At 68.9% G+C, this 22,431-nt stretch carries 22 protein-coding genes; 8 read left to right on the top strand and 14 right to left on the bottom strand.

Annotated features, from left to right (window positions below):
- Nucleotides 1–53: 53 nt before the first annotated feature.
- Nucleotides 54–1,211: an alpha/beta fold hydrolase gene (locus FND50_RS03500; RefSeq protein WP_144284767.1), complete on the top strand. Its 1,158-nt coding sequence runs from the start codon at nt 54–56 to the stop codon at nt 1,209–1,211.
- Here the strand turns inward: FND50_RS03500 and FND50_RS03495 are convergent.
- Both FND50_RS03495 and FND50_RS03490 read right to left on the bottom strand, forming a co-directional pair.
- On the bottom strand, nt 1,180–2,079 hold the full coding sequence (locus tag FND50_RS03495; protein WP_144288965.1) for a phosphatase PAP2 family protein: 900 nt from the start codon (nt 2,077–2,079) through the stop codon (nt 1,180–1,182). The two genes, FND50_RS03500 and FND50_RS03495, sit on opposite strands and share 32 nt — an antisense overlap.
- 140 nt (nt 2,080–2,219) lie before the next feature.
- Nucleotides 2,220–3,005, bottom strand: a complete 786-nt coding sequence (locus tag FND50_RS03490) for a crotonase/enoyl-CoA hydratase family protein (RefSeq protein WP_144284766.1) — start codon at nt 3,003–3,005, stop codon at nt 2,220–2,222.
- A 79-nt stretch (nt 3,006–3,084) separates the two neighbouring features.
- Between FND50_RS03490 and FND50_RS03485 the strand changes: the two genes are divergently transcribed.
- From FND50_RS03485 to FND50_RS03475, 3 genes are read left to right on the top strand one after another with little or no spacing between them, the layout of a single operon-like run.
- Nucleotides 3,085–3,696 (top strand): TetR/AcrR family transcriptional regulator, encoded by a 612-nt coding sequence (locus FND50_RS03485; RefSeq protein WP_144284765.1) that lies wholly within the window; start codon nt 3,085–3,087, stop codon nt 3,694–3,696.
- Nucleotides 3,693–5,330, top strand: a complete 1,638-nt coding sequence (locus tag FND50_RS03480; protein WP_144284764.1) for an acyl-CoA dehydrogenase family protein — start codon at nt 3,693–3,695, stop codon at nt 5,328–5,330. The genes FND50_RS03485 and FND50_RS03480 overlap by 4 nt, the downstream gene beginning before the upstream one ends.
- Nucleotides 5,327–6,352 (top strand): crotonase/enoyl-CoA hydratase family protein, encoded by a 1,026-nt coding sequence (locus FND50_RS03475; protein WP_144284763.1) that lies wholly within the window; start codon nt 5,327–5,329, stop codon nt 6,350–6,352. The genes FND50_RS03480 and FND50_RS03475 overlap by 4 nt, the downstream gene beginning before the upstream one ends.
- Here FND50_RS03475 and FND50_RS03470 read toward each other — a convergent pair.
- The 4 genes from FND50_RS03470 to FND50_RS03455 are packed head-to-tail and all read right to left on the bottom strand — an operon-like array spanning nt 6,325 to nt 9,106.
- A complete protein-coding gene (locus FND50_RS03470; RefSeq protein WP_144284762.1) occupies nt 6,325–7,014 on the bottom strand; it encodes a cation transporter in 690 nt (229 codons plus the stop codon). The two genes, FND50_RS03475 and FND50_RS03470, sit on opposite strands and share 28 nt — an antisense overlap.
- Nucleotides 7,014–7,343 (bottom strand): helix-turn-helix transcriptional regulator, encoded by a 330-nt coding sequence (locus FND50_RS03465; RefSeq protein WP_144284761.1) that lies wholly within the window; start codon nt 7,341–7,343, stop codon nt 7,014–7,016. Before FND50_RS03465 ends, FND50_RS03470 begins: the two co-directional genes overlap by 1 nt.
- Nucleotides 7,344–7,400: 57 nt before the next feature.
- A complete protein-coding gene (locus FND50_RS03460; RefSeq protein ID WP_144284760.1) occupies nt 7,401–8,660 on the bottom strand; it encodes an RNA polymerase sigma factor in 1,260 nt (419 codons plus the stop codon).
- 5 nt (nt 8,661–8,665) lie between these two features.
- A complete protein-coding gene (locus FND50_RS03455) occupies nt 8,666–9,106 on the bottom strand; it encodes a YciI family protein (RefSeq protein WP_005253402.1) in 441 nt (146 codons plus the stop codon).
- 220 nt (nt 9,107–9,326) lie between these two features.
- Here FND50_RS03455 and FND50_RS03450 point away from each other — a divergent pair, with 220 nt between their 5' ends.
- Nucleotides 9,327–11,150, top strand: coding sequence for an NAD(P)/FAD-dependent oxidoreductase (locus FND50_RS03450; RefSeq protein WP_005253401.1), 1,824 nt, complete (start codon nt 9,327–9,329; stop codon nt 11,148–11,150).
- Nucleotides 11,151–11,217: 67 nt separating this feature from the next.
- Here FND50_RS03450 and FND50_RS03445 read toward each other — a convergent pair whose 3' ends face one another.
- Nucleotides 11,218–11,652 (bottom strand): SRPBCC family protein, encoded by a 435-nt coding sequence (locus FND50_RS03445; protein WP_144284759.1) that lies wholly within the window; start codon nt 11,650–11,652, stop codon nt 11,218–11,220.
- A gap of 9 nt (nt 11,653–11,661) precedes the next feature.
- Nucleotides 11,662–11,961 carry a DUF4193 domain-containing protein gene (locus FND50_RS03440; protein ID WP_005248611.1) on the bottom strand — a complete coding sequence of 100 codons (300 nt, stop codon included), beginning with the start codon at nt 11,959–11,961 and terminating at the stop codon, nt 11,662–11,664.
- A 449-nt stretch (nt 11,962–12,410) separates the two neighbouring features.
- Here FND50_RS03440 and FND50_RS03435 point away from each other — a divergent pair, with 449 nt between their 5' ends.
- Nucleotides 12,411–12,794, top strand: coding sequence for an ABC transporter substrate-binding protein (locus FND50_RS03435; RefSeq protein WP_144284758.1), 384 nt, complete (start codon nt 12,411–12,413; stop codon nt 12,792–12,794).
- 8 nt (nt 12,795–12,802) lie between these two features.
- Here FND50_RS03435 and FND50_RS03430 read toward each other — a convergent pair whose 3' ends face one another.
- Both FND50_RS03430 and FND50_RS03425 read right to left on the bottom strand, forming a co-directional pair.
- Nucleotides 12,803–15,187, bottom strand: coding sequence for a glutamate--cysteine ligase (locus tag FND50_RS03430; protein ID WP_144284757.1), 2,385 nt, complete (start codon nt 15,185–15,187; stop codon nt 12,803–12,805).
- A 9-nt stretch (nt 15,188–15,196) separates the two neighbouring features.
- Entirely contained in the window at nt 15,197–15,388 is a 192-nt protein-coding gene (locus tag FND50_RS03425) for a hypothetical protein (protein ID WP_005253397.1), read from the bottom strand.
- Nucleotides 15,389–15,502: 114 nt separating this feature from the next.
- Between FND50_RS03425 and FND50_RS03420 the strand changes: the two genes are divergently transcribed.
- Nucleotides 15,503–16,513, top strand: a complete 1,011-nt coding sequence (locus FND50_RS03420) for an LLM class flavin-dependent oxidoreductase (RefSeq protein ID WP_144284756.1) — start codon at nt 15,503–15,505, stop codon at nt 16,511–16,513.
- 18 nt (nt 16,514–16,531) lie between these two features.
- On the opposite strand, the gene ggt is transcribed toward FND50_RS03420, so the two are convergent.
- The 3 genes from ggt to FND50_RS03405 form a co-directional block, all read right to left on the bottom strand.
- The gene (ggt, locus tag FND50_RS03415; RefSeq protein WP_144284755.1) at nt 16,532–18,502 is read right to left on the bottom strand and encodes a gamma-glutamyltransferase; all 1,971 of its coding nucleotides are present in this window, start codon (nt 18,500–18,502) and stop codon (nt 16,532–16,534) included.
- Nucleotides 18,503–18,539: 37 nt separating this feature from the next.
- Complete coding sequence (locus tag FND50_RS03410; protein ID WP_260850887.1) at nt 18,540–20,105, bottom strand: FUSC family protein; 1,566 nt, start codon at nt 20,103–20,105, stop codon at nt 18,540–18,542.
- A gap of 125 nt (nt 20,106–20,230) precedes the next feature.
- Nucleotides 20,231–20,668: a DoxX family membrane protein gene (locus tag FND50_RS03405; protein WP_144284754.1), complete on the bottom strand. Its 438-nt coding sequence runs from the start codon at nt 20,666–20,668 to the stop codon at nt 20,231–20,233.
- 86 nt (nt 20,669–20,754) lie between these two features.
- Between FND50_RS03405 and FND50_RS03400 the strand changes: the two genes are divergently transcribed.
- Nucleotides 20,755–21,441, top strand: a complete 687-nt coding sequence (locus tag FND50_RS03400; RefSeq protein WP_144284753.1) for a metalloregulator ArsR/SmtB family transcription factor — start codon at nt 20,755–20,757, stop codon at nt 21,439–21,441.
- Nucleotides 21,442–21,469: 28 nt separating this feature from the next.
- On the opposite strand, the gene FND50_RS03395 is transcribed toward FND50_RS03400, so the two are convergent.
- Entirely contained in the window at nt 21,470–22,261 is a 792-nt protein-coding gene (locus tag FND50_RS03395) for a putative protein N(5)-glutamine methyltransferase (RefSeq protein WP_144284752.1), read from the bottom strand.
- Nucleotides 22,262–22,431: the final 170 nt, after the last annotated feature.

Below are 22,431 nucleotides of genomic sequence, written 5' to 3'. Positions count from 1 at the left end.
GCCACCGGGCCCCTCTGCTCCCGCGCGTACCATCGGAGTGGATGTCGGAGAGAATGACACGCCATCCGTCCACCGTGGCCGACTGGAGCAACGATCGCCGCAAGGCGCGTCTGCACGCGACACGGCTCGGTCACCAGTGGCAGAAATTCGGTCGCACCCGGCGCCTCCTCGCCGCGGTCGCGCTCGGGACCGTCCCCCTGCTCCTGGCCGGCGGCCAGTACTGGGTTCACGACGTGCAACCCGAACGCGAGCGACTCGCACTCACCCAGCCACAGATCCACGAGGTGTACGACGCGCAGTCGCCCGCAGACCACGACACCGCCGTCGTCGACCTGGTCGGGTTGGGCAACAAGGATGCCACCGACACGGCCCGCACCCTGTCCTCGTACGACCGCATCGGGCGGGTATGGGCGGTCCAGTACGACAACGGCGGCATCGACACCAAGGTGATCAGCGAACTGATCGCCACCCACGCGGCCGACGAGGGCATCGACAACATCGTCCTGTCCGGGCACAGCATGGGTGGCGTCGTCGCGCTGGAGGTCGCGCAGCACATCTACGAGGACACGGACGCCAACCTCATCGGAGTGGTACTCGACTGCACCCCGGTGGACCTGCACGCCGTCCGGGCCGGGAGCCGCGACAGCGGCGAGGACATGCTGCGGTGGATCGGCTGGCTCCCCGGCGCGCGGGAGAGCCGGACGATGCGCCTGCTGGTGGAGACCGCGGCCCGGCAGAGCAGGTTCCTCGACACGAAGTCGGACTGGTATCCGCACGTCGACGTCGACGAGTTCCGCGACGTCGTCGACGAGGTCCTCACCGAGAAGGTCCTGTCGGAGGACGTGGCGAGCAACGGGCTGATCGAATCGCAGTTCAAGACCATCGTCGCGTCCGGTGCGATCGACAACCTGAAGTCGCTGGCGGTGGAGACGGACGACAAGCCGCGGCCCGGGATCGTCTTCGTGCGTCCCCGCGCGGGGTGGAAGGACCAGGTGGTCGACGTCGACTACACGCAGAAGATCCTCGTCGAACAGTCCGGCGGGACCGACGGCGCGCTCCTGGTGGCGAAGCTCGACGGGACCGGCCACGCGAATCCGAATCAGCAACCGGTCGCGTACAACGAGGCGATCGTAGGCCGCATCCTGCCTTTCCTCCAGCCCATGTTCGACGAGGTGTCGGTCACCAGCGACGCCGCGGGCGGCCGGCGCTGACGGCCCGGCCGGGCCACGCCGTCGTGCGGGACTCCCACGCCCGTGCCAGCAAGACCGCCAGGCCCAGGTACGCCCATCCCGCCAGCACGTCCACCACGTAGTGCTCGCCGCCGTAAACCAATACGAACGCCATGGCCAGCGGGTAGGCGACCAGCAGCGCCCGCGACCACAGGTTCTTCGCGAACGGCCAGAGAGCGACGGCCACGAGCAGGGCGAACGCCGCGTGCAGGGACGGCAGCGCGGCGACGGGGTTGCTCTGCGCCTCCAGCCACCGTGTGCTGACATCCGTGGGGACCACACCGAATCCGAAACCGGCGACGCGGCCCACGCTGCCCGAGATCACGTCCCCCTCGGCGGCCAGCCACGGCGGAACGGACGGAAACAGGATGTAGGTGACCAGGCCGAGATACGACAACAAGAGCACCCGCCGCATATACCCCGACCACAGGTCGCGCGAGTACACGTAGAAGACGGCCGCGACGACCCACGGAACGATGAAGTGGCTGGTGTAGACGATTCCCGTGAGCAGAGTCCACCACGGCAGCTCACCCGTCGGAGACAGCAGATTCTCCTGCAACCACAGTGTGGGGATCGTGCCGCCGAACAGCCAGGTCTCCACGGACACCAGTTCCTCCGCCCGCACCGGCATCCCGAGTTCGTGGGCGAAGCCCCGGCTGAGGTCGTACACGACGAGAGCGGCGATGAGCGGCAACCAGTCCCGCACGACGCGCAGATGGTCCTGCCACGGCCGATCTATCGTGAAGGCGACGAGGCCGGCGACGATCCACGTCGCCTGGTAGATGCGGTCGGTGGGGAGCCCCAGCGTGTAGATCGTGACGGCCAGCGCGAGCAGGTACGCACACCACACCGCACGCCGGAACCGCACTCGTCGCCAGGAGGCACCCGGCGTCCCCGGCGGCAGCGTGTTCGCGGGTGAGGACCGCTCGTCCGACCAGTCGTCCACGCGCACAATGCTATCGCCCGTGAGTACTTATCAACCGCCCTTGGTTAACAAGTACTCACGGGTGCAGCATCACCGTGCCTGCCTGCCCCGGCAGCGAAGCGTGCGGCACCCTCGACCGTTCCGTTGGCCAGAGAGATTGCACCGTGTCGGAATTCGTTCAGCAGGGCCTGATCCTCGGTGAGCCCCGACTGCTCGAGCAGCGACAACCGGTCCTGCCGCAGGCACACCTGAGGCAGACCGGCGATCTCGGCGGCCAGCTGCCGAGCCGCGGTGAGGGCCTCCCCGGCCGCGACCTTCCGATTGATCAGCCCGATGCTCAGGGCTTCGTCGGCGTCGACGGGCCGGCCGGTGAGGACGAGGTCCATCGCGCGACTCTCCCCGATGAGCCTCGGCAGGCGGACGGTTCCGCCGTCGATGAGCGGCACGCCCCAGCGGCGGCAGAACACTCCGAGGACGGCGTCCGCGCCAGCGACCCGCAGGTCGGCCCACAGCGCCAGTTCGAGCCCGCCTGCCACGGCGTGCCCGTCGATCGCGGCGATCACCGGTTTGGACAACCGCATCCGGGAGATCCCCATCGGGGCGTCACCGTCGGGTGCGACCCGGTTCCCGTTCCCGGAACTGATCGACTTGAGATCCGCTCCCGCACAGAATGTTCCACCCTCACCGTGGAGCACCGCGACGGACGCGTCCTCGTCCGCGTCGAATGCCCGGAAGGCGTCGGCGAGCGCGTCGGCGGTGGGCCGGTCGACGGCATTGCGGACTTCGGGCCGGTTCAGGCTGACGGTCGTGACCGGGCCGTCCTTGCGGACGAGTACCACGTCGGAAGTCATCGAGTGCGCCTTTCCTCGCTGGTGCAGCCGACGCTAGCACTCTTGACGGAAGAACGGAACGGGTGTTCACTCCTTGAATATGGCCTACCGGCGCACACCCGCCGTCCAGGAACGCCTGGACGCGCTCCGCACCACCCTCATCGATTCCGCGATCGGGCTGATCGCCCGCCACGGATACGCCGGGTGCTCGATCTCCGCGGTCGCGGCCGAGGCGGGTGTCGGCACCGGCACCGTCTACCGGCACTTCGCGAACAAGGGCGAACTGTTCGCGGAAGTCTTCCGCATCGTCTGCAGTCGCGAGGTGAGCGCCGCCGTCGAATCCGGCAACGCCGCCCGGGGCGCCGAGGGCCGCTGCGTCGCCGCGGTATCCGCCTCCGTCGGCACGTTCGCCGAACGCGCGCTGCGCGCACCCACCCTGGCGTACGCGCTGCTCGTCGAACCCGTCGACCCGCAGGTCGACACCGAACGCCTCCTGTTCCGCGAGTCGTTCCGCGACGCCCTCGCGGTCGCGATCGCCGCCGCCGTCGAGGCCGGGGAGATCCCGGAACAGGACGCGTCGGTGACCGCCGCCTGCATCGTCGGCGCCATCGGCGAAGCGCTGATTCTGCCCCTGGCCCGCGGTGCCGCCGACGGCGCGATCATCCCCGTCCTGCTCACCTTCACCCTTCGATCCCTCGGGAGCCCGACATGAGTGCCACACACGAGGTCTTCAACCAGGTGCCGCCGCTGATCAACTTCGACGCGGCCGATTACGCACCGATCCTCGAAGCGCTGCAACGCGAGGGCGCCCACGACGCGCTCGAGGAACTGCACGACGTCGGCCGCCTCGCCGGCAGCGAGGAGGCGCAGCGCTGGGGCGATCTCGCCGAGGCGCACCCTCCCCTCCTGCGCACCCACGACCGCTACGGCAACCGCATCGACGAGGTGGAGTACGACCCCGCGTACCACCAATTGATGACCACTGCCGTCGAGATGGGCCTGCACGGCGCGCCGTGGGCCGACCCCAACCCGCGCGCCCACCTGGTCCGGGCCGCGAAGATGGCGGTGTGGGGCCAGGTCGACGCCGGTCACGGCTGCCCGATCTCCATGACGTACGCCGTCGTCCCCGCCCTGCGCCACAACCGTGAGCTGGCGGAACAGTACGAACCGTTGCTCACCGCCCGGGTCTACGATCCGGCGCTGCACCCTCCACTGACGAAGGCCGGGCTGATCGCCGGGATGTCGATGACGGAGAAGCAGGGCGGCTCCGACGTCCGCGCGGGCACCACCCGCGCCGTGCCGCAGTCCGACGGCAGTTACGTCCTGACCGGGCACAAGTGGTTCACGTCGGCGCCGATGTCCGACGTGTTCCTCGTGCTGGCGCAGGCCCCCGGCGGACTGTCGTGTTTCTTCCTCCCCCGGGTGTTGCCGGACGGCACCCGCAACCGGATGCACCTGCAGCGACTCAAGGACAAACTCGGCAACCATTCCAACGCCAGCAGCGAGGTCGAGTACGACGAGGCCGTGGCGTGGCTGGTCGGCGAGGAAGGCCGCGGCGTGCGGACGATCATCGAGATGGTCAACATGACCCGCCTCGACTGCACCATCGGCACGGCCACCGGCATGCGTGTCGGCACCGCGCAGGCCGCGCACCACGCCGTGCACCGCAGCGCATTCGGCGCTCACCTGGTGGATCAGCCGCTGATGCGGAACGTGCTCGCCGACCTGGCCGTCGAGTCGGAGGCGGCCACGACCGTCGCCCTGTGGCTGGCCGCGCTCACCGACCGCGCGACCGCGGGCGACGAGCACGCGAACACCCTGCGTCGCATCTCGCTGGCGGTCAGCAAGTACTTCGTCTGCAAACGCGGCCCGATCCACGCGGCCGAGGCCCTGGAATGCCTGGGCGGCAACGGGTACGTGGAGGAATCACGGATGCCGCGACTGTATCGGGAGGCTCCCCTGCTGTCGGTGTGGGAAGGCTCCGGCAACGTCGCCGCCCTGGACACCCTGCGTGCGATGGCGAAACAGCCGGAGACACTTCAGGTCTTCTTCGACGAACTCGATTCCACCGCGGGAGCCGACGCGCGACTCGACGCCGCCGTCGCGGATCTGAAGGCAAGTTTCGGCGACGTCGACACGCTCGAGCACCGGGCGCGGCGGGTCGTCGGCGACATGGCGCTCGCCCTGCAGGGTTCGCTGCTGATCCGCCACGGGCATCCGGCGGTGGCCGACGCGTTCTGCGTCAGCCGGCTGTCCGGCGACTGGGGCAACGTGTTCGGGACGCTGCCGACCGGCGTCGACACCGCCGCCATCATCGACCGCGCCACACCCAAGGTGGGGTCGTGACCGGCCACGACGACCACGCCGGCACCCGTCCGGCGGCCTGGCGCGACGGCTGGGACGAGGGCGACGACTCCCTGTTCGCGGGTCGGGAACCGGATCGGGCGGACGCCCCGGCGGAGTATCGGACCCTCACCTACGAGGTGACCGGACGCACCGCCCGGATCACGTTCAACCGTCCCGACCACGGCAACGCGATCACCGCCGACACTCCTCTGGAGCTCGCCGCCACCGTAGAACGCGCCGACCTCGATCCCCGCGTCCACGTGATCCTGCTGGCGGGGCGCGGAAAGGGATTCTGCGGCGGATACGACCTGGGCATCTTTGCCGAGCACGGCGGCCACACCGGCGAGGGGCCGGACCGCACGACGGGCACCGTGCTCGATCCGATCGTGCAGGCGCGCAACCACAATCCGTTCGGCAACTGGGATCCGATGGCCGACTACGCGATGATGAGCCGGTTCAACCGCGGCTTCGCGAGCCTGCTCCACGCGAACAAGCCGACGGTCGCGAAGATCCACGGATTCTGCGTGGCCGGCGGCACCGACATCGCGCTGTACTGCGACCAGATCGTCGCCGCGGACGACACGAAGATCGGCTATCCCCCGACCCGGGTGTGGGGTGTGCCTGCCGCGGGCATGTGGGCGCACCGCCTCGGCGACCAGCGGGCGAAGCGACTCCTCCTCACCGGCGACTGCATCACGGGACGGCAGGCTGCCGAGTGGGGTCTCGCGGTGGAGTCGGCGCCCGCGGAGGAACTCGACCGGCGCACCGAGGACCTCGTCGAGCGGATCGCGAGGATGCCCGTCAATCAGCTGATGATGGTGAAACTCGCACTGAACAGCGCGCTGCTGGCGCAGGGCGTCGCGAATTCGACGATGGTGAGCACCGTCTTCGACGGCATGTCCCGGCACACCCGCGAGGGGTATGCGTTCCAATTACGCTCGGCCACCGTCGGATTCCGTGAGGCCGTCCGCGAACGTGACGAGCCGTTCGGCGATCACAAGTCGCAGCAGTCGCAGCCGTGATCCTGATCCGCGGCGCGAGCACCGGTCGGCGCGGGGCAGCAGGTGTCGCCCTTCCACGCGTCGACGCCTTCCTTCACCGCGATGACCGCGATCACCAGGCCGGCGATCGGATCGGCCCACGACCAGCCGAGGGTGCTGTTGAGCAGCAACCCGACCAGCAGCACCGCGGACAGGTACGTGCACAACAGGGTCTGCTTGGAATCCGCCACCGCAGACAGGGAACCGAGTTCACGACCGGCCCGCCGCTGCGCCCACGACAGGACCGGCATCACGGCCAGACTCGCTGCGGCCAGCACGATTCCGACCGTCGAGTGCTGCGCTTCGCCGACCCCCAGCAGTGACCGCACCGCGTCGACGCTCACGTACGCGGCGAGCCCGAAGAACGAGAACGCGATGACGCGCAGCGCGACCTTCTCCCGCGACTCGGGATCGCGTCCCGCGAACTGCCACGCGACCGCGGCCGCCGACGACACCTCGATCACCGAATCCAGGCCGAACCCGATCAACGCCGTCGACGACACCCGCGCACCCTCGGTGAGTGCCACGATCGCTTCGATCACGTTGTAGGTGATCGTCGCGGCCACGAAGAACCTGATCCGGCGGGACAGGATCTGCCTGCGTTCGCCGGACGGCCTGGTGGGCATGCCGAGTTCGGACGCCATCAGCAGCAGCCTTCGGTCTCCGCGTCCGGGCAGCAGGACGGATCGACCGCGAGCACCAGGCCGAGCAGGTCGTCGAGGGCACGTCCGATCCGCGGGTCGGCGAGTTCGTACCGGCTCCGCCTTCCCTCCGGCACCGCGGCGACCAGACCGCAGCCACGCAGGCACGACAGATGATTCGACAGGATCTGCCGGGACACCCCGATCTCCTCGGCCAACTCCGACGGATACCCGGGCCCGGACCGCAGGCTCAGCAGAATCTGTGTGCGGGTGGTGTCCGACAGCGCGTACCCGAAACGCGCGAGGGCGTCCCGGTGGACCAGTGCCTCCATGATCCGGACTGTACATCGGTTTCTGTATTCAGCAAATCGTGAACCAATTGTGGAGACTTACGATTCGGCCTGCTCCGACGCGGCGGCGGCGCGGGCCATGAGGAGGTTCCGTTCACGGTGGGTGGGTGCGGTCGCCGCGGCGTCCTCGAGGGTCCGGGCCGCCTCGTCGTAACGACCGAGGCGTTCGAGGACTTCGCCCCGCACGGCGCCGTAGAGGTGGTGGCGCGCCAGCCGAGGGTCGTCCCGTACGGCGTCGAGAGCAGCGAGCGCCGCCTCGGGTCCGTCCGAATGCAGCAAGGCCACCGCACGATTGAGTTCCACCACCGGCGACGGCGTCACCTGCGCCAGCGCGTCGTACAGGGCGACGATCGCCTCCCAGTCGGTGTCCTCGAAACGTGGCGCCCGGGCATGACACCCGGCGATCGCGGCCTGCAGCGAATAGGGGCCGAGCGGGCGGCCGAGCCCGACAGCCCGTTCCAGCGCGGCATTGCCGTGCGTCAGAAGGGTTCGGTCCCACCGCGACCGGTCCTGATCCCGCAGCAGGACCGGCTCACCGTCGGGACCCACCCGGGCGGCGAACCGTGACGCCTGCAACTCGGTGAGCGCCACCAGTCCGTGCACCTCCGGTTCCCGGGGCAGCAGGCCGGCGAGGACACGGGCGAGCCGCATCGCCTCCGATGCGAGGTCACGCCGAATCCAGTCCTCACCCGACGTGGCGGAGTACCCCTCGTTGAACACCAGATAGACCACCTCGAGCACCGCCGACAACCGTGCCGGAAGTTCCTCGCGTGCGGGCACTTCGAATGGGACCTTCGCCTCCGACAGCGTCCGCTTGGCCCTGCTGATCCGCTGCCCCATCGTCGCCGAGGGGACGAGGAACGCCCGCGCGATCTCGTCGGTGCGCAAACCCCCGACCAGTCGAAGGGTCAGTGCCACACGCGATTCTCGGGGAAGCACCGGATGACACGCGACGAAGACCAGAGCCAGCAGGTCGTCCTCCACGCCGTCGACGGTGTCCGGCGCGGGCAGGGCGCTCGGCGGTTGCGCGGACGGATCGACGGCGATCTCCGTATATTTCGACTGCCGCGACCGGTCACGGCGAATGCGATCGATCGCCTTGTGCTTGGCCGTGGCCGTCAGCCACGCACCCGGTTTGTCGGGGACGCCCTGCTCCGGCCACTGTTCGAGCGCGAGCACGAACGCGTCCTGAGCGATCTCCTCGGCAATCCCGACGTCACGGACGAGGCGGGTGAGCGACGCGATGAGGCGCGGAGACTCCATGCGCCACACCGCCTCGACCGTGCGCTGGACGTCCACCGGACTCAGCCGTTCGGGTGCTGCTCGCGGATCCGCGCCGCGAGTGCCTCTTCCTTCTCCCGCAACTCCGGAGTGAACTCGTCCCCGAAGTCCTCCGACTCGAAGATCGGCCGCACCTCGATCAGCTGGCGCATTCCGGTGCCGGGGTCGGCGGGGCACTTCTTGACCCACTCGATCGCCTCTTCGAGGGATCGCACCTCCCAGATCCAGTAGCCCGCGATGATCTCCTTCGACTCGGTGAACGGGCCGTCGACCACCGACGTCGTGCCGCCCTCGAACACCACCCGCGCGCCTGCGCTGGTCGGCTTCAGACCCTGGCCGTCGAGCATGATGCCCGCGTTCACCAATTCCTCGTTGTACGCGCCCATCGCGGCCAGCATTTCCTCGGTCGGGGCGATCTTGTCTTCGTCGGCACCTGCACCCTCGATCATCACCATGACCCGCATGATTTCCTCCTCGATTGTGGTCGGTCCAGGCCTTCTTGCCGTGGACTCACACAGTACGTCGAGCGGGCCACCACGGATTTCGACATTCGCCCCGTGAGTACTTATCAACCGCGGGACGTTGACAAGTACTCACGGGCGGGACTGCAACACGATGCAACGCTTGCCGCCCGCCCCACTCCGGAGTGTGCTGTATGTCACATACCAAGCGAAGGAGAGGTACATGACACAGACGGTCCAGCCGACTGCGGTGCAGACGTCCCTGACACCTCAGGAACGAGTCGACCTGTGGTTGGCGAGCTTCGAATCCGCTCTCGCCGCGCGCGACGTCGACCGCGCCGCGGGCATGTTCGCAGTCGACAGCTTCTGGCGCGACCTGGTGGCGTTCACCTGGAACCTCAAGACGGTCGAGGGACGCGACGCCGTCGCCGCGATGCTGCACGCACGCCTGGACGACACCGACCCCGTCAACTTCCGCACCACCGAGACACCGGACGAGGCCGACGGCGTCACCTCGGCGTGGATCGAGTTCGAGACCGCGACGGGCCGGGGCAAGGGGCACCTGCGCCTGAAGGGTGACGAGGCGTGGACCTTCCTCACCACACTGCAGGAGTTGAAGGGCCACGAGGAACGCCGGGGACGGAACCGCGTCAAGGGTGCAGTTCACGGCTCCGGCGGCGACACCCTGAGCTGGACGGAGAAACGGGAGATCGAGGAACGGGAACTCGGCTACACCCGCCAGCCGTACGTTCTCGTGATCGGCGGTGGCCAGGGCGGCATCGCGCTCGGCGCGCGGCTGCGCCAACTCGGGGTCCCGGCCATCGTCGTGGACAAGAACGAACGCCCCGGCGACCAGTGGCGCAACCGCTACAAGTCGCTGTGCCTCCACGACCCGGTCTGGTACGACCACCTGCCCTACATGCCGTTCCCGGACAACTGGCCGGTCTTCGCACCGAAGGACAAGATCGGCGACTGGCTGGAGATGTACACCAAGGTGATGGAAATTCCGTACTGGTCGTCCACCACCTGCACATCCGCGACGTTCGACGAGGAGACCAAGGAGTGGACCGTCGTCCTCGACCGCGACGGCGAGGACGTGGTACTCCACCCGAAGCAGCTGGTGCTCGCCACCGGCATGTCGGGCAAGCCGAACGTCCCGTCGTTCCCGGGCCAGGACGTCTTCCGGGGCGAGCAGCACCATTCGAGTCAGCACCCCGGTCCGGACGCCTACGTGGGGAAGCGCGTCGTCGTCGTGGGTGCCAACAACTCGGCTCACGACATCTGCAAGGCGCTCTTCGAGAACGGCGCCGACGTGACGATGCTGCAGCGGTCGTCCACGCACATCGTGAAGTCGGAGTCCCTGATGGACCTCGGCCTCGGCGACCTCTACTCGGAGCGCGCTGTCGCGGCGGGGATGACGACGGAGAAGGCCGACCTCACGTTCGCGTCGCTGCCGTACAAGATCATGCACGAGTTCCAGATCCCGATCTATCAGAAGATCGCCGAACGGGACAGGGACTTCTACGACCGACTGGAAAAGGCCGGATTCAAGCTCGATTTCGGTGACGACGGGTCCGGTCTGTTCATGAAGTACCTGCGCCGTGGGTCCGGCTACTACATCGACGTCGGCGCATCCGACCTCGTCGCCGACGGCAGCATCCACCTCGTGTCCGGACAGGTCGACCATCTCACCGAGGACGCCGTGGTTCTCACCGACGGGACGGAACTGCCGGCCGACCTCGTCGTCTACGCCACCGGCTACGGGTCCATGAACGGCTGGGCCGCCGACCTCATGGGTCAGGAAGTGGCCGACAAGGTCGGAAAGTGCTGGGGCCTCGGCTCCGACACCACCAAGGACCCCGGACCGTGGGAGGGCGAGCAGCGCAACATGTGGAAGCCGACCCAGCAGGAAGCGCTGTGGTTCCACGGCGGCAACCTGCACCAGTCGCGGCACTACTCGCTGTACCTCGCTCTGCAGCTCAAGGCCCGGCACGAGGAGATCCCGACGCCGGTCTACGGGCTGCAGGAGGTGCATCACCTCAGCTGATCGCCCCCGACATGCAGCGGCGCCCTCACTCGTCGAGAGTGAGGGCGCTGTGGAAACTCGAGACCGCTTACCTCGCTTCGAGGACCCCGGTCATCTGTTTGACGGTCTTGGCCGCGAGCACCTCGAATGCGAGGCGGGCAACGGGGTCGGCGAATCGCGCCAGGCCGGTGAAGTGGAGTTGCGCGCGGTAGGTGATCGACGTGGAGGCGTCGTCCACCTTCTCGAACGCCAGATCGTCCGACGTGGCTGCGGTCTTGTTGCGACCTTCGAAGACGACGTGATCGGCGTCGTCGCGGGTCATGCGGTAGGTGAGTTCGGTGGTGCGCCCGAAGAACGACGACACGTTGTGCCATTCCGTGCCCACCGCCACCGGGCCGGGGGTGATCTGCTCGCACTTGTCGGTCCCGGGATCCCAGGCCGTGGTGTTCGCGAAGTCGCGCAGGTACGCGACGACTTTCTCGAGCGGTGCGGCGACGGTGAACGTTCTACTGACCTCGGCCACTCGGGCCTCCTATGCGCAATCGCGGCAAATCAGCTGTCCGCCCTCTTCGGACGCGAGACGCGACCGATGATGGACCAGGAAGCAACTGCTGCAAGTGAATTCGTCGGCCCTCTTCGGGACGACGCGGACCGTGAGTTCCTCACCGGACAGGTCGGCGCCGGGCAGTTCGAAAGACTCCGCCGTGTCGGTCTCCTCGACGTCGACGACGGACGACTGCGAGTCGTTCCTCCGTGTCTTCAATTCTTCGAGCGAGTCCGCGGCGAGTTCGTCGTCGACGGTAACCCGTGGTGCGTCGTAGTCGGTTGCCATGACTTCCTCCCTTTGGCTCATGTTCCCCGTGTCGTGAAATTCCACACTTGCGGGGCACGGTTGCTAGACAACGCACCGATCCCGCGTTTTGTTCCCGGGCGGCCACAGCTCGTCCCGTGATTGCGGGATGCCCGTTCCGGGTACCACTCAATCAGCCGATCAGAAGGTGGTCAGTTGATGACGAGTGCCCACGACGAGCTCGGCAATCCCGTGCGGGACCCGGAGCCGGTGCCGCCGGATCCGGGCCCTCCTCCGGTGCCGCCGACGCCGACGCCGCCTCACCCGTTTCCGCCCGAGCCGGGCCCCGAACCTGCACCTCCCGAGCCCGGACCACAGCCGGGACCTCCGCCGACGCCCCCGATTCCCGAGCCGACTCCCCCGTTTCCGCCGCAGATGCACGGCCGGGACCGCTCCCTGTAGGTCAGCCTCACCTACAGGGAGGCGTGTGGATGCGAACGCTCGACCGCCGCAAGTTCCTGACGGTGAGTGCCGGGGTCGGCCTGGCCGACGCCACGTGGCCCTGGGACCAGGACGCGCTCGGCGGGACGCACCCCCAAGGCTTCAACCGCGGACAGTTCACCGGTGAGGCCGTTTCGCGTACGAGGCGAACGTTCTACGTCCGCTCCCCGAACGACCCGCGCTCACGTCTGATGAAGTCGCTCGGGTTCGTCGTCCCGGAGCAGATCGCGCAACTCGCAGCCGACCAGGACGCGTTCACCATCAGCAGGGAGCAGTTCGACATCGACGTCCTCGTCTGGAATGTCCTCAGCCTCCCGTACGCCGTCGAGGCGACGGTGCCGAAACTGGCGGATGCCGCCGCCAAACCGGCCTGACGCCGCGGTCACCCGGACTGGTCTTCGAGCCGGGTGAGCGCGACCAGCGTCCGGACCCCGTGGATCATGGCGCGTTCGTCGAGGTTGAACCCCGGCTGGTGAAGCTCTTGCCGGGGGCCGATCCCGTCCCACACGCCGAGTCGGGCCATCGCGCCCGGAACCTTCTCGAGGTACCACGCGAAATCCTCGCCGCCGCTGGACTGATGGGCCTCGGCCAGGTGGTCGAAGCCGACGACCGATTCGATCGCCTCCCGGAGGTCGGCGGTGCAGTCGGGATCGTTGACGACGGGCGGGACGCCCTGCAGGTAGGAGAGTTCGTACCGCACGTTGTACGGCGCGAGCAGGTGACAGATCGTGTCCGTGACCAGCGGTTCGAGCGAGGCCCACGTCTCACGGGACGCGCTGCGCAGGGTGCCGACCAGTTCACCCGATTCGGGAACGGAGTTCGCGACCTGCCCGGCGGCCACCTTCCCCCACGTGAGGACGGTCGCGGTGCGGGCGTCGATTCGGCGGTCGAGCACGGACGACAGACCGGTCACCAGAACGGCCGCGGCATGGATCAGATCGCCGGTCAGATGGGGTCGCGCGGTATGTCCCCCCGCCGACCACAACCGCACGGTGACGGAGTCGTTGGAGGATGTGATCGGCCCGGTCCGGGTGGCCAGTTTTCCGACCTCGAGATTCGGGTCGCAGTGCAGTGCAAAGATTTTCGACACACCGTCGAGCGCGCCCGCGGCGATCGTGTCGACCGAGCCGCCCGGGGTGGTCTCCTCCCCGGGCTGGAAGATGAGCCGGACCCGGGACGGCGGCGGGTATTTCGTGAGGACGGATGCCGCCCCCATCAACATGGTGGTGTGGGCGTCGTGACCGCACGCGTGTGACACTCCGGGCACCCTCGACTCGAACGGGAGACCGGTCGTCTCGGCGATCGGCAGCGCGTCGAGGTCGGCGCGCAGCGCAATGCACTCGCCCGTGTCCGGACCGAGGTCGCACCACAGGCCGGTCCCGCCGGGCATCAGGACGGGTGCGAGCCCGAGACCGACGAGATGGGCGCGCACGACGCCGGTTGTCCTGCGTTCCTCGAACGACAGTTCCGGGTGCGCGTGCAGATCCCGGCGCCACTCGATCAGCTTTTTCTCGTCGAGCTCCGTCGACTCCGTCCACGTCATGTCGGCGGTCTCGCCGCGGTCCCAGAACCTCGCGCTCCAGTATCGCCGGGTCCGGCCGGCACCGGTCGACCTCGGGCCGAGCTCGCGCGGCGCGGGTGGCGACTCCACTTCGGGAAGGTGCTCGGCGCGGCCCGCCGTCTCCGCGAGCAGCAGATCGACCACGTCGGTGAGCCGGCCACGGCGACCGAGCGCCTGACGTTGCCGGGCGGCGGAGCTGCCGTGGGCGGTGGCCTCGGCGGACAGCTCCACCACGGTGTCCCAGTCGCCGGTCTCCTCGAGCTGCGGCCGCAGCGAATTCACGAAGTCGCCGACGAGTTCCGCCGCAGGACGTGCCTGCGGAACCGTCACGTCGACGAGTTCCTCCTCCAACCCCGACCGGGCCGCCCGCCACAGTGCCGCCCTGGTCAGGGTCGGGACGACCTCGACGCCCTTCGTCCCCGCGCGCAGACCCTCCACCTCGCGTTCGACGAGCGCACGGAACAGGGCGGCGACGAGCACGACCGTGTCCAGTCGCGGGCAGCTGTCGCACACCCGCAACTCCAGGGTCGGAAGTTTCACCGACGGCCGCACGTCGAAGTACGCCATACCGGGGTCACTGATCACCCCGCTGGCGACCAGGTCGTCGATCAGGGTGCCGTATTCGGCGGCCGAGGAGACGGGCGCGGCCGGACCGGTGCTCGGCCAGCGCAACCACAGAAGGGTCCGCGCGCTGGCATAGCCGGTGTCCGCACCGTCGGAACGGAACGGGGAACTCGCGCTGAGCGCCAGGAGGACGGGCATCAGCGGAGCGACGCGGTGCGCGACCTGCACGGCCTCGTCGCGGTCGGGCAGGTCGACGTGAACCTGCGTGCCGCAGATCAGCTGCTCGCGCGCGAGCATCTGGTAGTCCGCGAGCATGCGCCGGTAGCGCTGCGTCCCCGTCACGTGCATCTCGGCGGGCAGCGCCAGCGGCATCGAGCCCGCGGCCGCCACGCCGATGCCGAGCCCCTCGGCCGCGTCGATCAGCACTCTCCGATGCCGCTCCAGGTCGGTCCGCAGGCCGTCGAGGTCGGCGTACACACCGCTGTTGACCTCGACGACGCACTGCTGGAGTTCGTCGACGAACACGCCGTCGGGAAGTCGTGCAAGCAACTCCGGCGCGCGGGTGGTCAGGCGCCGGGTCTTGCGATCGATGAGGTGGAATTCCTCCTCGACCCCCACTTTCCGTGGGTCGCTGGCGAGCACGATGTGCCTCTATTTCTCTGTGGCACCCTCGGTGTCGTCGAAGAACGCCCAGGTGCCGTCCTCGTCGACTTCCATCCGCCATCCGAGTTCGGAATTGTCTGCGCGAACGTCGACGAACCATGCGTGCGCGTCGTCGGCGCTCGGGATCTCCTTCGTTTCGACCACAGTGCCCCGGGGATCGATCACTCGGTATTTCGCCATGGTCGTCGGGTTCCCCGCCTACCCCGGTCTGAATCATCGGACGGAATATCCCGTCCGTCCGCCCAGTTACACCATCTAATTGATGATTCAACTATCACGAGCGAGGGGTGTGGCATGGAACTCGGGGTGACGACGTTCGCCGAGGTCGCTTCCGGCGGAGCCGGGGCGGTGTCGCCGCGGCAGCGCCTGAAGGATCTGCTCGAAGAGGTCGTCCTGGCCGAGCAGGTCGGCCTCGACGTCTACGGCGTCGGTGAGCACCACCGGGCGGACTTCGCCGCGTCGGCGCCCGCAGTCGTGCTGTCGGCCGCCGCCGCGCGGACGTCCCGCATCGCATTGACCAGCGCAGTCACCGTCCTGAGCTCCGACGACCCGGTGCGCGTGTTCGAGGAATTCGCGACCCTCGACCTGATTTCCGACGGGCGCGCCGAGCTGATGGCCGGTCGCGGCTCGTTCACCGAGTCGTTCCCGCTGTTCGGTTACGACCTGGCCGATTACGACGAACTGTTCGTCGAGAAACTCGGCCTGCTGCTCGCCCTCCGCGACTCCGAGACAGTGAACTGGTCGGGACGGCACCGGTCGGCGCTGACGGACCAGTCCGTCTACCCGCGGCCCGAACGTCCCCTTCCCATCTGGGTCGGGGTCGGCGGCAATCCCGAGTCGGTGGCCCGCGCCGGACTTCTCGGCCTGCCGATGGCGCTCGCGATCATCGGCGGACAACCCGCCCGCTTCGCACCGCTGGCCGACCTGCACCGCCGTGCCGTGTCGGAGGGTGGGCACGAACTGCAGCCCCTCGCCGTCCACGCGCACGGTTACGTCGCGGACACCGAGGACCGGGCGGTTTCGGAGTTCTACCCGTCGTATGCCTCGGCCATGACCGGCCTCGGACGCGAACGCGGGTGGGCGCCGATGAACCCGCAGGCGTTCGACGGTCTGCGCGGACCCGGCGGTTCGCTCGTGCTCGGCAATCCCGAGCAGGTGGCGGAGAAGATCGCCGGCATGCGCGACACCCTGGGCATCGAGCGGTTCATGCTGCACCCCAGCGTCGGGCCCCTACCCCACAACCAGGTGATGCGCGCGATCGAACTGCTCGGCACCAAGGTGGCCCCGCTCGTCGAGCAGGCATGATTCCTGCGGTGGCGGTGCCTAACCCGTACCGTCACCCATCACCGCGCCCTCCCGGCGTGGGTCCGCGCCGCCGACCCAACCCGCGTCCTGGCGCTGCAGCGCGCTGAGCCCGCTGGACTGCGGCGCGACCGACACCTGGTGACCCATCGCCCGCAACTGCACGATCAGGGGGTCGTCGGCGCCGTCGTTGGCCGCATTGATATTCGGATGCTCCCCGCCGACGCCGGTGACCGGGGTGTTGGCCGCTCCGAAGTCGACCGCCGACACCGCCTGCTGCGGGTTCAGACCCCAATCCAGCATTCCCACGAGCGTTTTCACGACGAACTGGATGATCACGGAACCGCCCGGCGACCCCGTCACGTACTGGACGTCCCCCAGCGAACCGTCGCTGCGGCGGTCGAAGACGAGCGTCGGGGCCATCGAACTGCGGGGCCGCTTACCCGGTTCGACACGGTTGGCGAGCGGCGTGCCGTCCGGCCCGACGGGTTGGGCCGAGAAGTCGGTGAGCTGATTGTTGAGCACGAAGCCGTCCGTCATGTGGAACGAGCCGAACGCCGATTCCACCGTCGTCGTCATCGACGCGACGTTGCCGTACTTGTCGGCGATCGAGATGTGGCTGGTGCCGTGTTCCTTGTCCTGCGGCTGCACACCGAGCGGGACCGGCCCGAAGTTTCCCGGTTGCGCGGTGCCCATGCTCTTGCCGGGGTCGATGAGGCCTGCCCGCTGCTTCAGGTAGTCCTCGTTCAGCAGCGTGTCGAGGGAATTGCCCGGCAGCGGAACGAAATCGGAGTCCGCGACGTACTTGTCCCGGTCGGCATACGCCAGTCGCTCCGCCTCGGAGATGAGATGCACGGCCTCCGCCGTCGGCTTGCCGCCGTTGTCGTCGAGGTTCGTGGGCCCGTATTCGGACAGGTCGAAGTTCTCCAGGATGCCGAGCGTCGCCGCGACCGCCGTGCCACCGGACGACGGGTTGGGCATGCCACAGATCTCGTGATCCCGATACGGCGTGCACAGCGCCGTCCGCTTCTTCGCCTGGTAGTTCGCGAGGTCGTCGAGAGTCATCTGTCCGGGAGTGCGCCCACCCGACGCCGTCGCCGTCGCATCGACGATGCCCTGGGCGATGGCCCCGGTGTAGAAGGCGTCGGCACCGCCCGCCGCGATCGCGCCGAGCGTCTTGGCCATGGCCGGGTTGGTCAGCTTCGTGCCTGCCGGCTTGGGGCTGCCGTCCGGGTTGAGGAAGTACGCCTTCGACGGCTCGTCGAGCGCCAGATCGGGAGCGGACTCGGCGATCTGCCCGGCCATCCGGGGGCTGACCTCGAGTCCCTGGTCTGCGAGCGAGATGGCCGGGTCGAACAGTTCCCGCCACTGGTCCCGGCCGTGTTCGCGGTGCGCCAGCTCGAGCATCCGCACCACCCCGGGAACCCCGATGGACCGGCCACTCGCCCGGGCGTCGGGCTTGGGCTCGGTGCGGTCGGTGTCGCTGATCCAGCGCAGGTAGTTCTCCGTCGCCGCCATCGGCGCGACCTCGCGCCCGTCGTACGCCTCGACACTCTTCTGTCCGGCGTCGTAGTAGAGCAGGAACGCCCCGCCCCCGATTCCGGAGGACTGCGGTTCGACGAGGCCGAGAACGGTCTGGGCCACGATCAGCGCGTCGGCGGCCGTGCCCCCGTCCCGCAACACCTCGCACGCGGCTTGCGTCGACACGGGATTGGCGGTGGAGACCGCGTACGACGCGGTGGTCACCGGCACCATCCCGGAGCGGTACACGGTGGCGATCTCGGGGTTGGTCGCGAGGTTCTGGGTGGTCGGCGCCGGGCCGGGGAGCGGCGGTGCCTTGGCGATCGGGGTGCCGTTGGGAACGTCCGCACAGGTGGCCGCCGGATCGCTCTGCGGTTCCTCGTCCGACGCGCACGCGGCCAGCATGCCGACGCAGAGAGCCGCGGCCAACGAGGCCCGAATTGCTGTTCCGATTCCCGTCACAGGACCCATCACCGAACCCTAACAGCGGAGATCCGGTGCCGACCGGCTAAAGACGAGGTCCGAAGTGCCGGGTAAGGATTCGGTAGCCGAGCTCGTGGAGGTGGTGGTGCTCGGGCCACCGGTCGCGGGTCCACGCCGGGTCGGTGTGGGCGGCGGTGATCGCGGCGGTGGTGGAAGTGTGCAGATCGAACTCGAGATCGCGGCAGAGTTCCGCGACGGCAGCCGGTTCCCGCGCATCCCCGAGCCGCCCGATCGTCCCGGCCACCTGCTCGTCCGCGTCGCGCAGGATCCGCCGATACGAACCCGGAAGCACGGTCCACAGCACGAGCAGCGCCACCGCCACACCGAGGACGGTCTCGAGAAGCCGGTCCCGGGTGACGGCGACGAGGTCGACGTGCGTTCCGAGGCCGCCGAGAACCAACGCGAGCGGGGTGATGAACACCATCGCCAGGCCGTAGTTGCGGACGAGGAACGCTTCCGTCCCCGCCATCAGGAGCGCCACGACGAGTACCAGCGCGGCCGCCGACAGGTCGAGCGTCGCGAGCGCGGCGAGCAGAACGAGTCCGAGCACCGTTCCGAAGAACCGGTGCAGCCCGCGGTACGTCCCCAGCACCCGGTCCGGGCCTTGATGCAGGATCATCGCCGCGGTGATCACGGCCCAGTCGGGACGGGCGACACCGAGACCCAGCGCCAGGAGACCGGCGGCGGGGCACGCGACCAGCAGTCGGGCGACGATCGTCCAGGACCGGCCCCGGAGGTGAGCCGCCCGCGCGAGCCGGTAGCGGATCGACGGCCTGGGCAGCGGGACCTGCGGCCGCAGGTCGTCTTCGTCTGAGGCGTGGTCCGCGTCGAGACCGTGCACCGTGGCCGCGCACCGCAGGTGAGCCGCGCGCAACGTGCGGGTCAGTGGATGGTCACGCCCGACGAGGGCGGCGTCGTGCAGGCACTGCCACGCGGCGTGCAGCGACCGCACCGCGTCCCGACGGGAATTCGGTGCGGGGGTGTCGGAGAGTGCAGCGTCGACTGCGGCGACCGCGGTCGCGACTGCGGCACGCTCGGGGGTGCGTGGACGCGCGAGCAGCCCCGACATCGATACGAGCAACGCCGACACCGCGCCGGCCGCCGCCCAGGACGTCACCTCTGCCACAGAGACACCGAGGGCGGGCAGCGCGGACGAGATCTCCACCGTCAGCAGCGGGAGGAAGGCACCGGGCGCTCCCAGCCGCAGCCCGTCGACGACGAAGGCGCAGGCGGCCACGACGACGGTCATCGTGAGGACGAGCGCCATCCCCCACAGCGCGGAACCGCCCGCCGAGGTCGCGTCGTGCACGAGTGCACCGACCGCCGCGCCCACACCGGCGAGGAGCACCATCACGGCGGCGGCTATCGAGACCACCCGCCACCGCACCCGGTACGCCCTGCCCTCGCCGTAGACGACGGCGAAGGCTCCCAGCGTCGCCGTCGCGGCGACCGCAGAGTGTCCGAGCGCGACGCCCGCCAGCGCGGGCAGGCACACGCCCACCGCGGCGCGGACCACGCCCGGCCACCGCCGACCCTGTTTGGGTACCCCCAGGAGCAACGAGCGTGCCGGGGCCGGCGCAGGGATCGGCACACCGTGATCCCGAGACCCGGTTCCCTGGTCCTGCGCACCTACCGACACGACCACACAGACTACGAGCGGTCGAGTCACTCGAAACAGTCGATGAGGTGCATCTCACGTGCGGTGCGCGGTACCGATCAGGTGTGGGGGCGGTGGAGCGGGCGCCCGTACTCCGCGGCGAGCAGGCCGAGAGCGACGGCACCGGCGAGCAACCCGAAGTCGCGCAGTGCGACGTCGTAGTACCCGGACAGCGTGACCAGGTTGACGATTATTCCGGCCAGCCAGGCCGCGACGACCCAGGCGCCGATCCGCGGCGCCACGGCGACGAGGATTCCTGCGATCACTTCGATCACGCCGACGGCGTACATGCCCTGCTGCGCGGTTCCCGGCAGGATGCCGTCGATCCACGGCGCAAGGTAGGCCGGCCAGTCGGTGAGCCAGTTGGTGAACTTGTCCAGCCCGAACACGATCGGCGCCACGGTGAAGACCGTGCGCAGCACGAGAAAGGCCTGATAGCCGGGGACGGCCAGGGTGTGCGAACCGTGACTGACCTCGTGGGGTGTGTTGGTAGCCATGACGACTCCTTCTAAAAACTATGTACATTGACTGTAGAATTTCTCGCGCAATTAAGTCAACGGTTCTCGGTTTTACAATGGGGTCCATGGGTGACACTCCACGCTCGGACGTCTCGGCCGTCTCCTCCCTCGACGAGCCGGTGCGCAGGCGGGTGTACGACCACGTGCGCACGCAGACGACGCCGGTCAGCCGCGACGACGTCGCCGAGGCGCTGAAACTCGCTCGCTCGACGTCCGCATTCCATCTCGAGAAGCTGGCCGACGAGGGGCTACTGGCCGTCGAGTTCGCGCGGCGCGGGGGGCGGTCGGGTCCGGGCGCGGGGCGGCCCGCCAAGCTCTACCGACGATCCGACCGTGAATTCTCGGTACACCTGCCCGCGCGGGCGTACGCGCTCGCCGGCGAGTTGTTCGCCCGGGCGATCGAGGACGCGGAGGCCACCGGCGCATCACCGCGGGCGGCCCTCTCCGCGCGTGCCCACGACTTCGGGCGCGGCCTCGGCGCCGACACCGGCTGCACGGACGACGATCTGCTCGCGGCGCTCGCGACGTGCGGTTACGAACCGCGCCGCAGCGACGGCACCATCGTCCTGGTCAACTGCCCGTTCCACACGCTCGCCCGGCAGCACACCGACATGGTGTGCGGAATGAACCTCGCGCTGCTCTCCGGGCTGCTCGACGGCGCGAGATGCGAGGATCGCCGCGCCACACTGGCACCCGCCGACGGGTACTGCTGCGTGCGGATCGAAAGTGAGCAGCCACCCGCACGTGAGTGACAAAGCGTGCCCCGGGACGCTTCGGCACTCACCTGGGGTTGGCGCCGACCACGACGGTGGCGTCCATGTCTTCCGAGGTCTCGATCCGGGTGATCAACCCGGCCTCGGCGAAAGCTTCGGCGGTGAGCGCGGCCTGGCTCGCACTGGTCTCGATCAGTAGACGACCGCCCGGCGCGAGCCAGTCGCGCGCCCCGAGGGTCACCCGCCGCTGGATGTCGAGTCCGTCCGCGCCTCCGTCGAGCGAGACCCGCGGTTCGTGGAACCGGGCCTCCGGCGGCATCAACCGGATCGCGTCGGTGGGCACGTACGGTGCGTTGGCGACCAGGACGTCGACGCTTCCCCTCAGCGTGGTGGGCAACGGTTCGTACAGGTCGCCCTCGAACACCCGGCCGGGGTCTGGGACGTTGCGTCGCGCGCACCGGACCGCGGCGGGGTCGATGTCCACCGCATACAACTCGATGCCGTCCCCCAGAGTCTCGGCGAGCGCGGCCCCCACCGCGCCCGAACCGCAACACAGGTCGACGACGACAGCGCGCGGGCACGCGAGGGCGGCCGCCTGCTCGACGAGGAACGCGGTGCGGCGGCGCGGCACGAACACCCGCGGATCGACCGCGATCCGGAGCCCGCAGAATTCGGCCCAGCCGAGGACGTGTTCGAGGGGGACGCCCGCGACGCGGCGGTCCAGCATCGACGCGAGTTCGTCGGACGTCCGGGCCGCGGAGACGATCAAGCGGGCCTCGTCCTCGGCGAACACACAGCCGGCGGCGCGAAGCCTCGTGACGAGAACGAATTCGAGGGACGGTGAGAGAGACACTGACATGGGAGAGCCTTCCGGAATGCCGATGGGCGCTCTCCCGGTCACCTTATGTCGGTACGACCACGCGGTCGCGGAGTGAGAGCACCCGAACTGAACGAACGGACACAGGTCTCACCTCCTCGATACGGATCCTGCTCGGAGTCGCCACACTACCTCCCTCAGCGGTCGCCGGG

The sequence above is a fragment of the Rhodococcus sp. WB9 genome (genome assembly GCF_007558985.1).
Lineage (GTDB): Bacteria > Actinomycetota > Actinomycetes > Mycobacteriales > Mycobacteriaceae > Rhodococcus_F > Rhodococcus_F opacus.
This window is presented reverse-complemented; position numbering and strand designations above follow the sequence as displayed.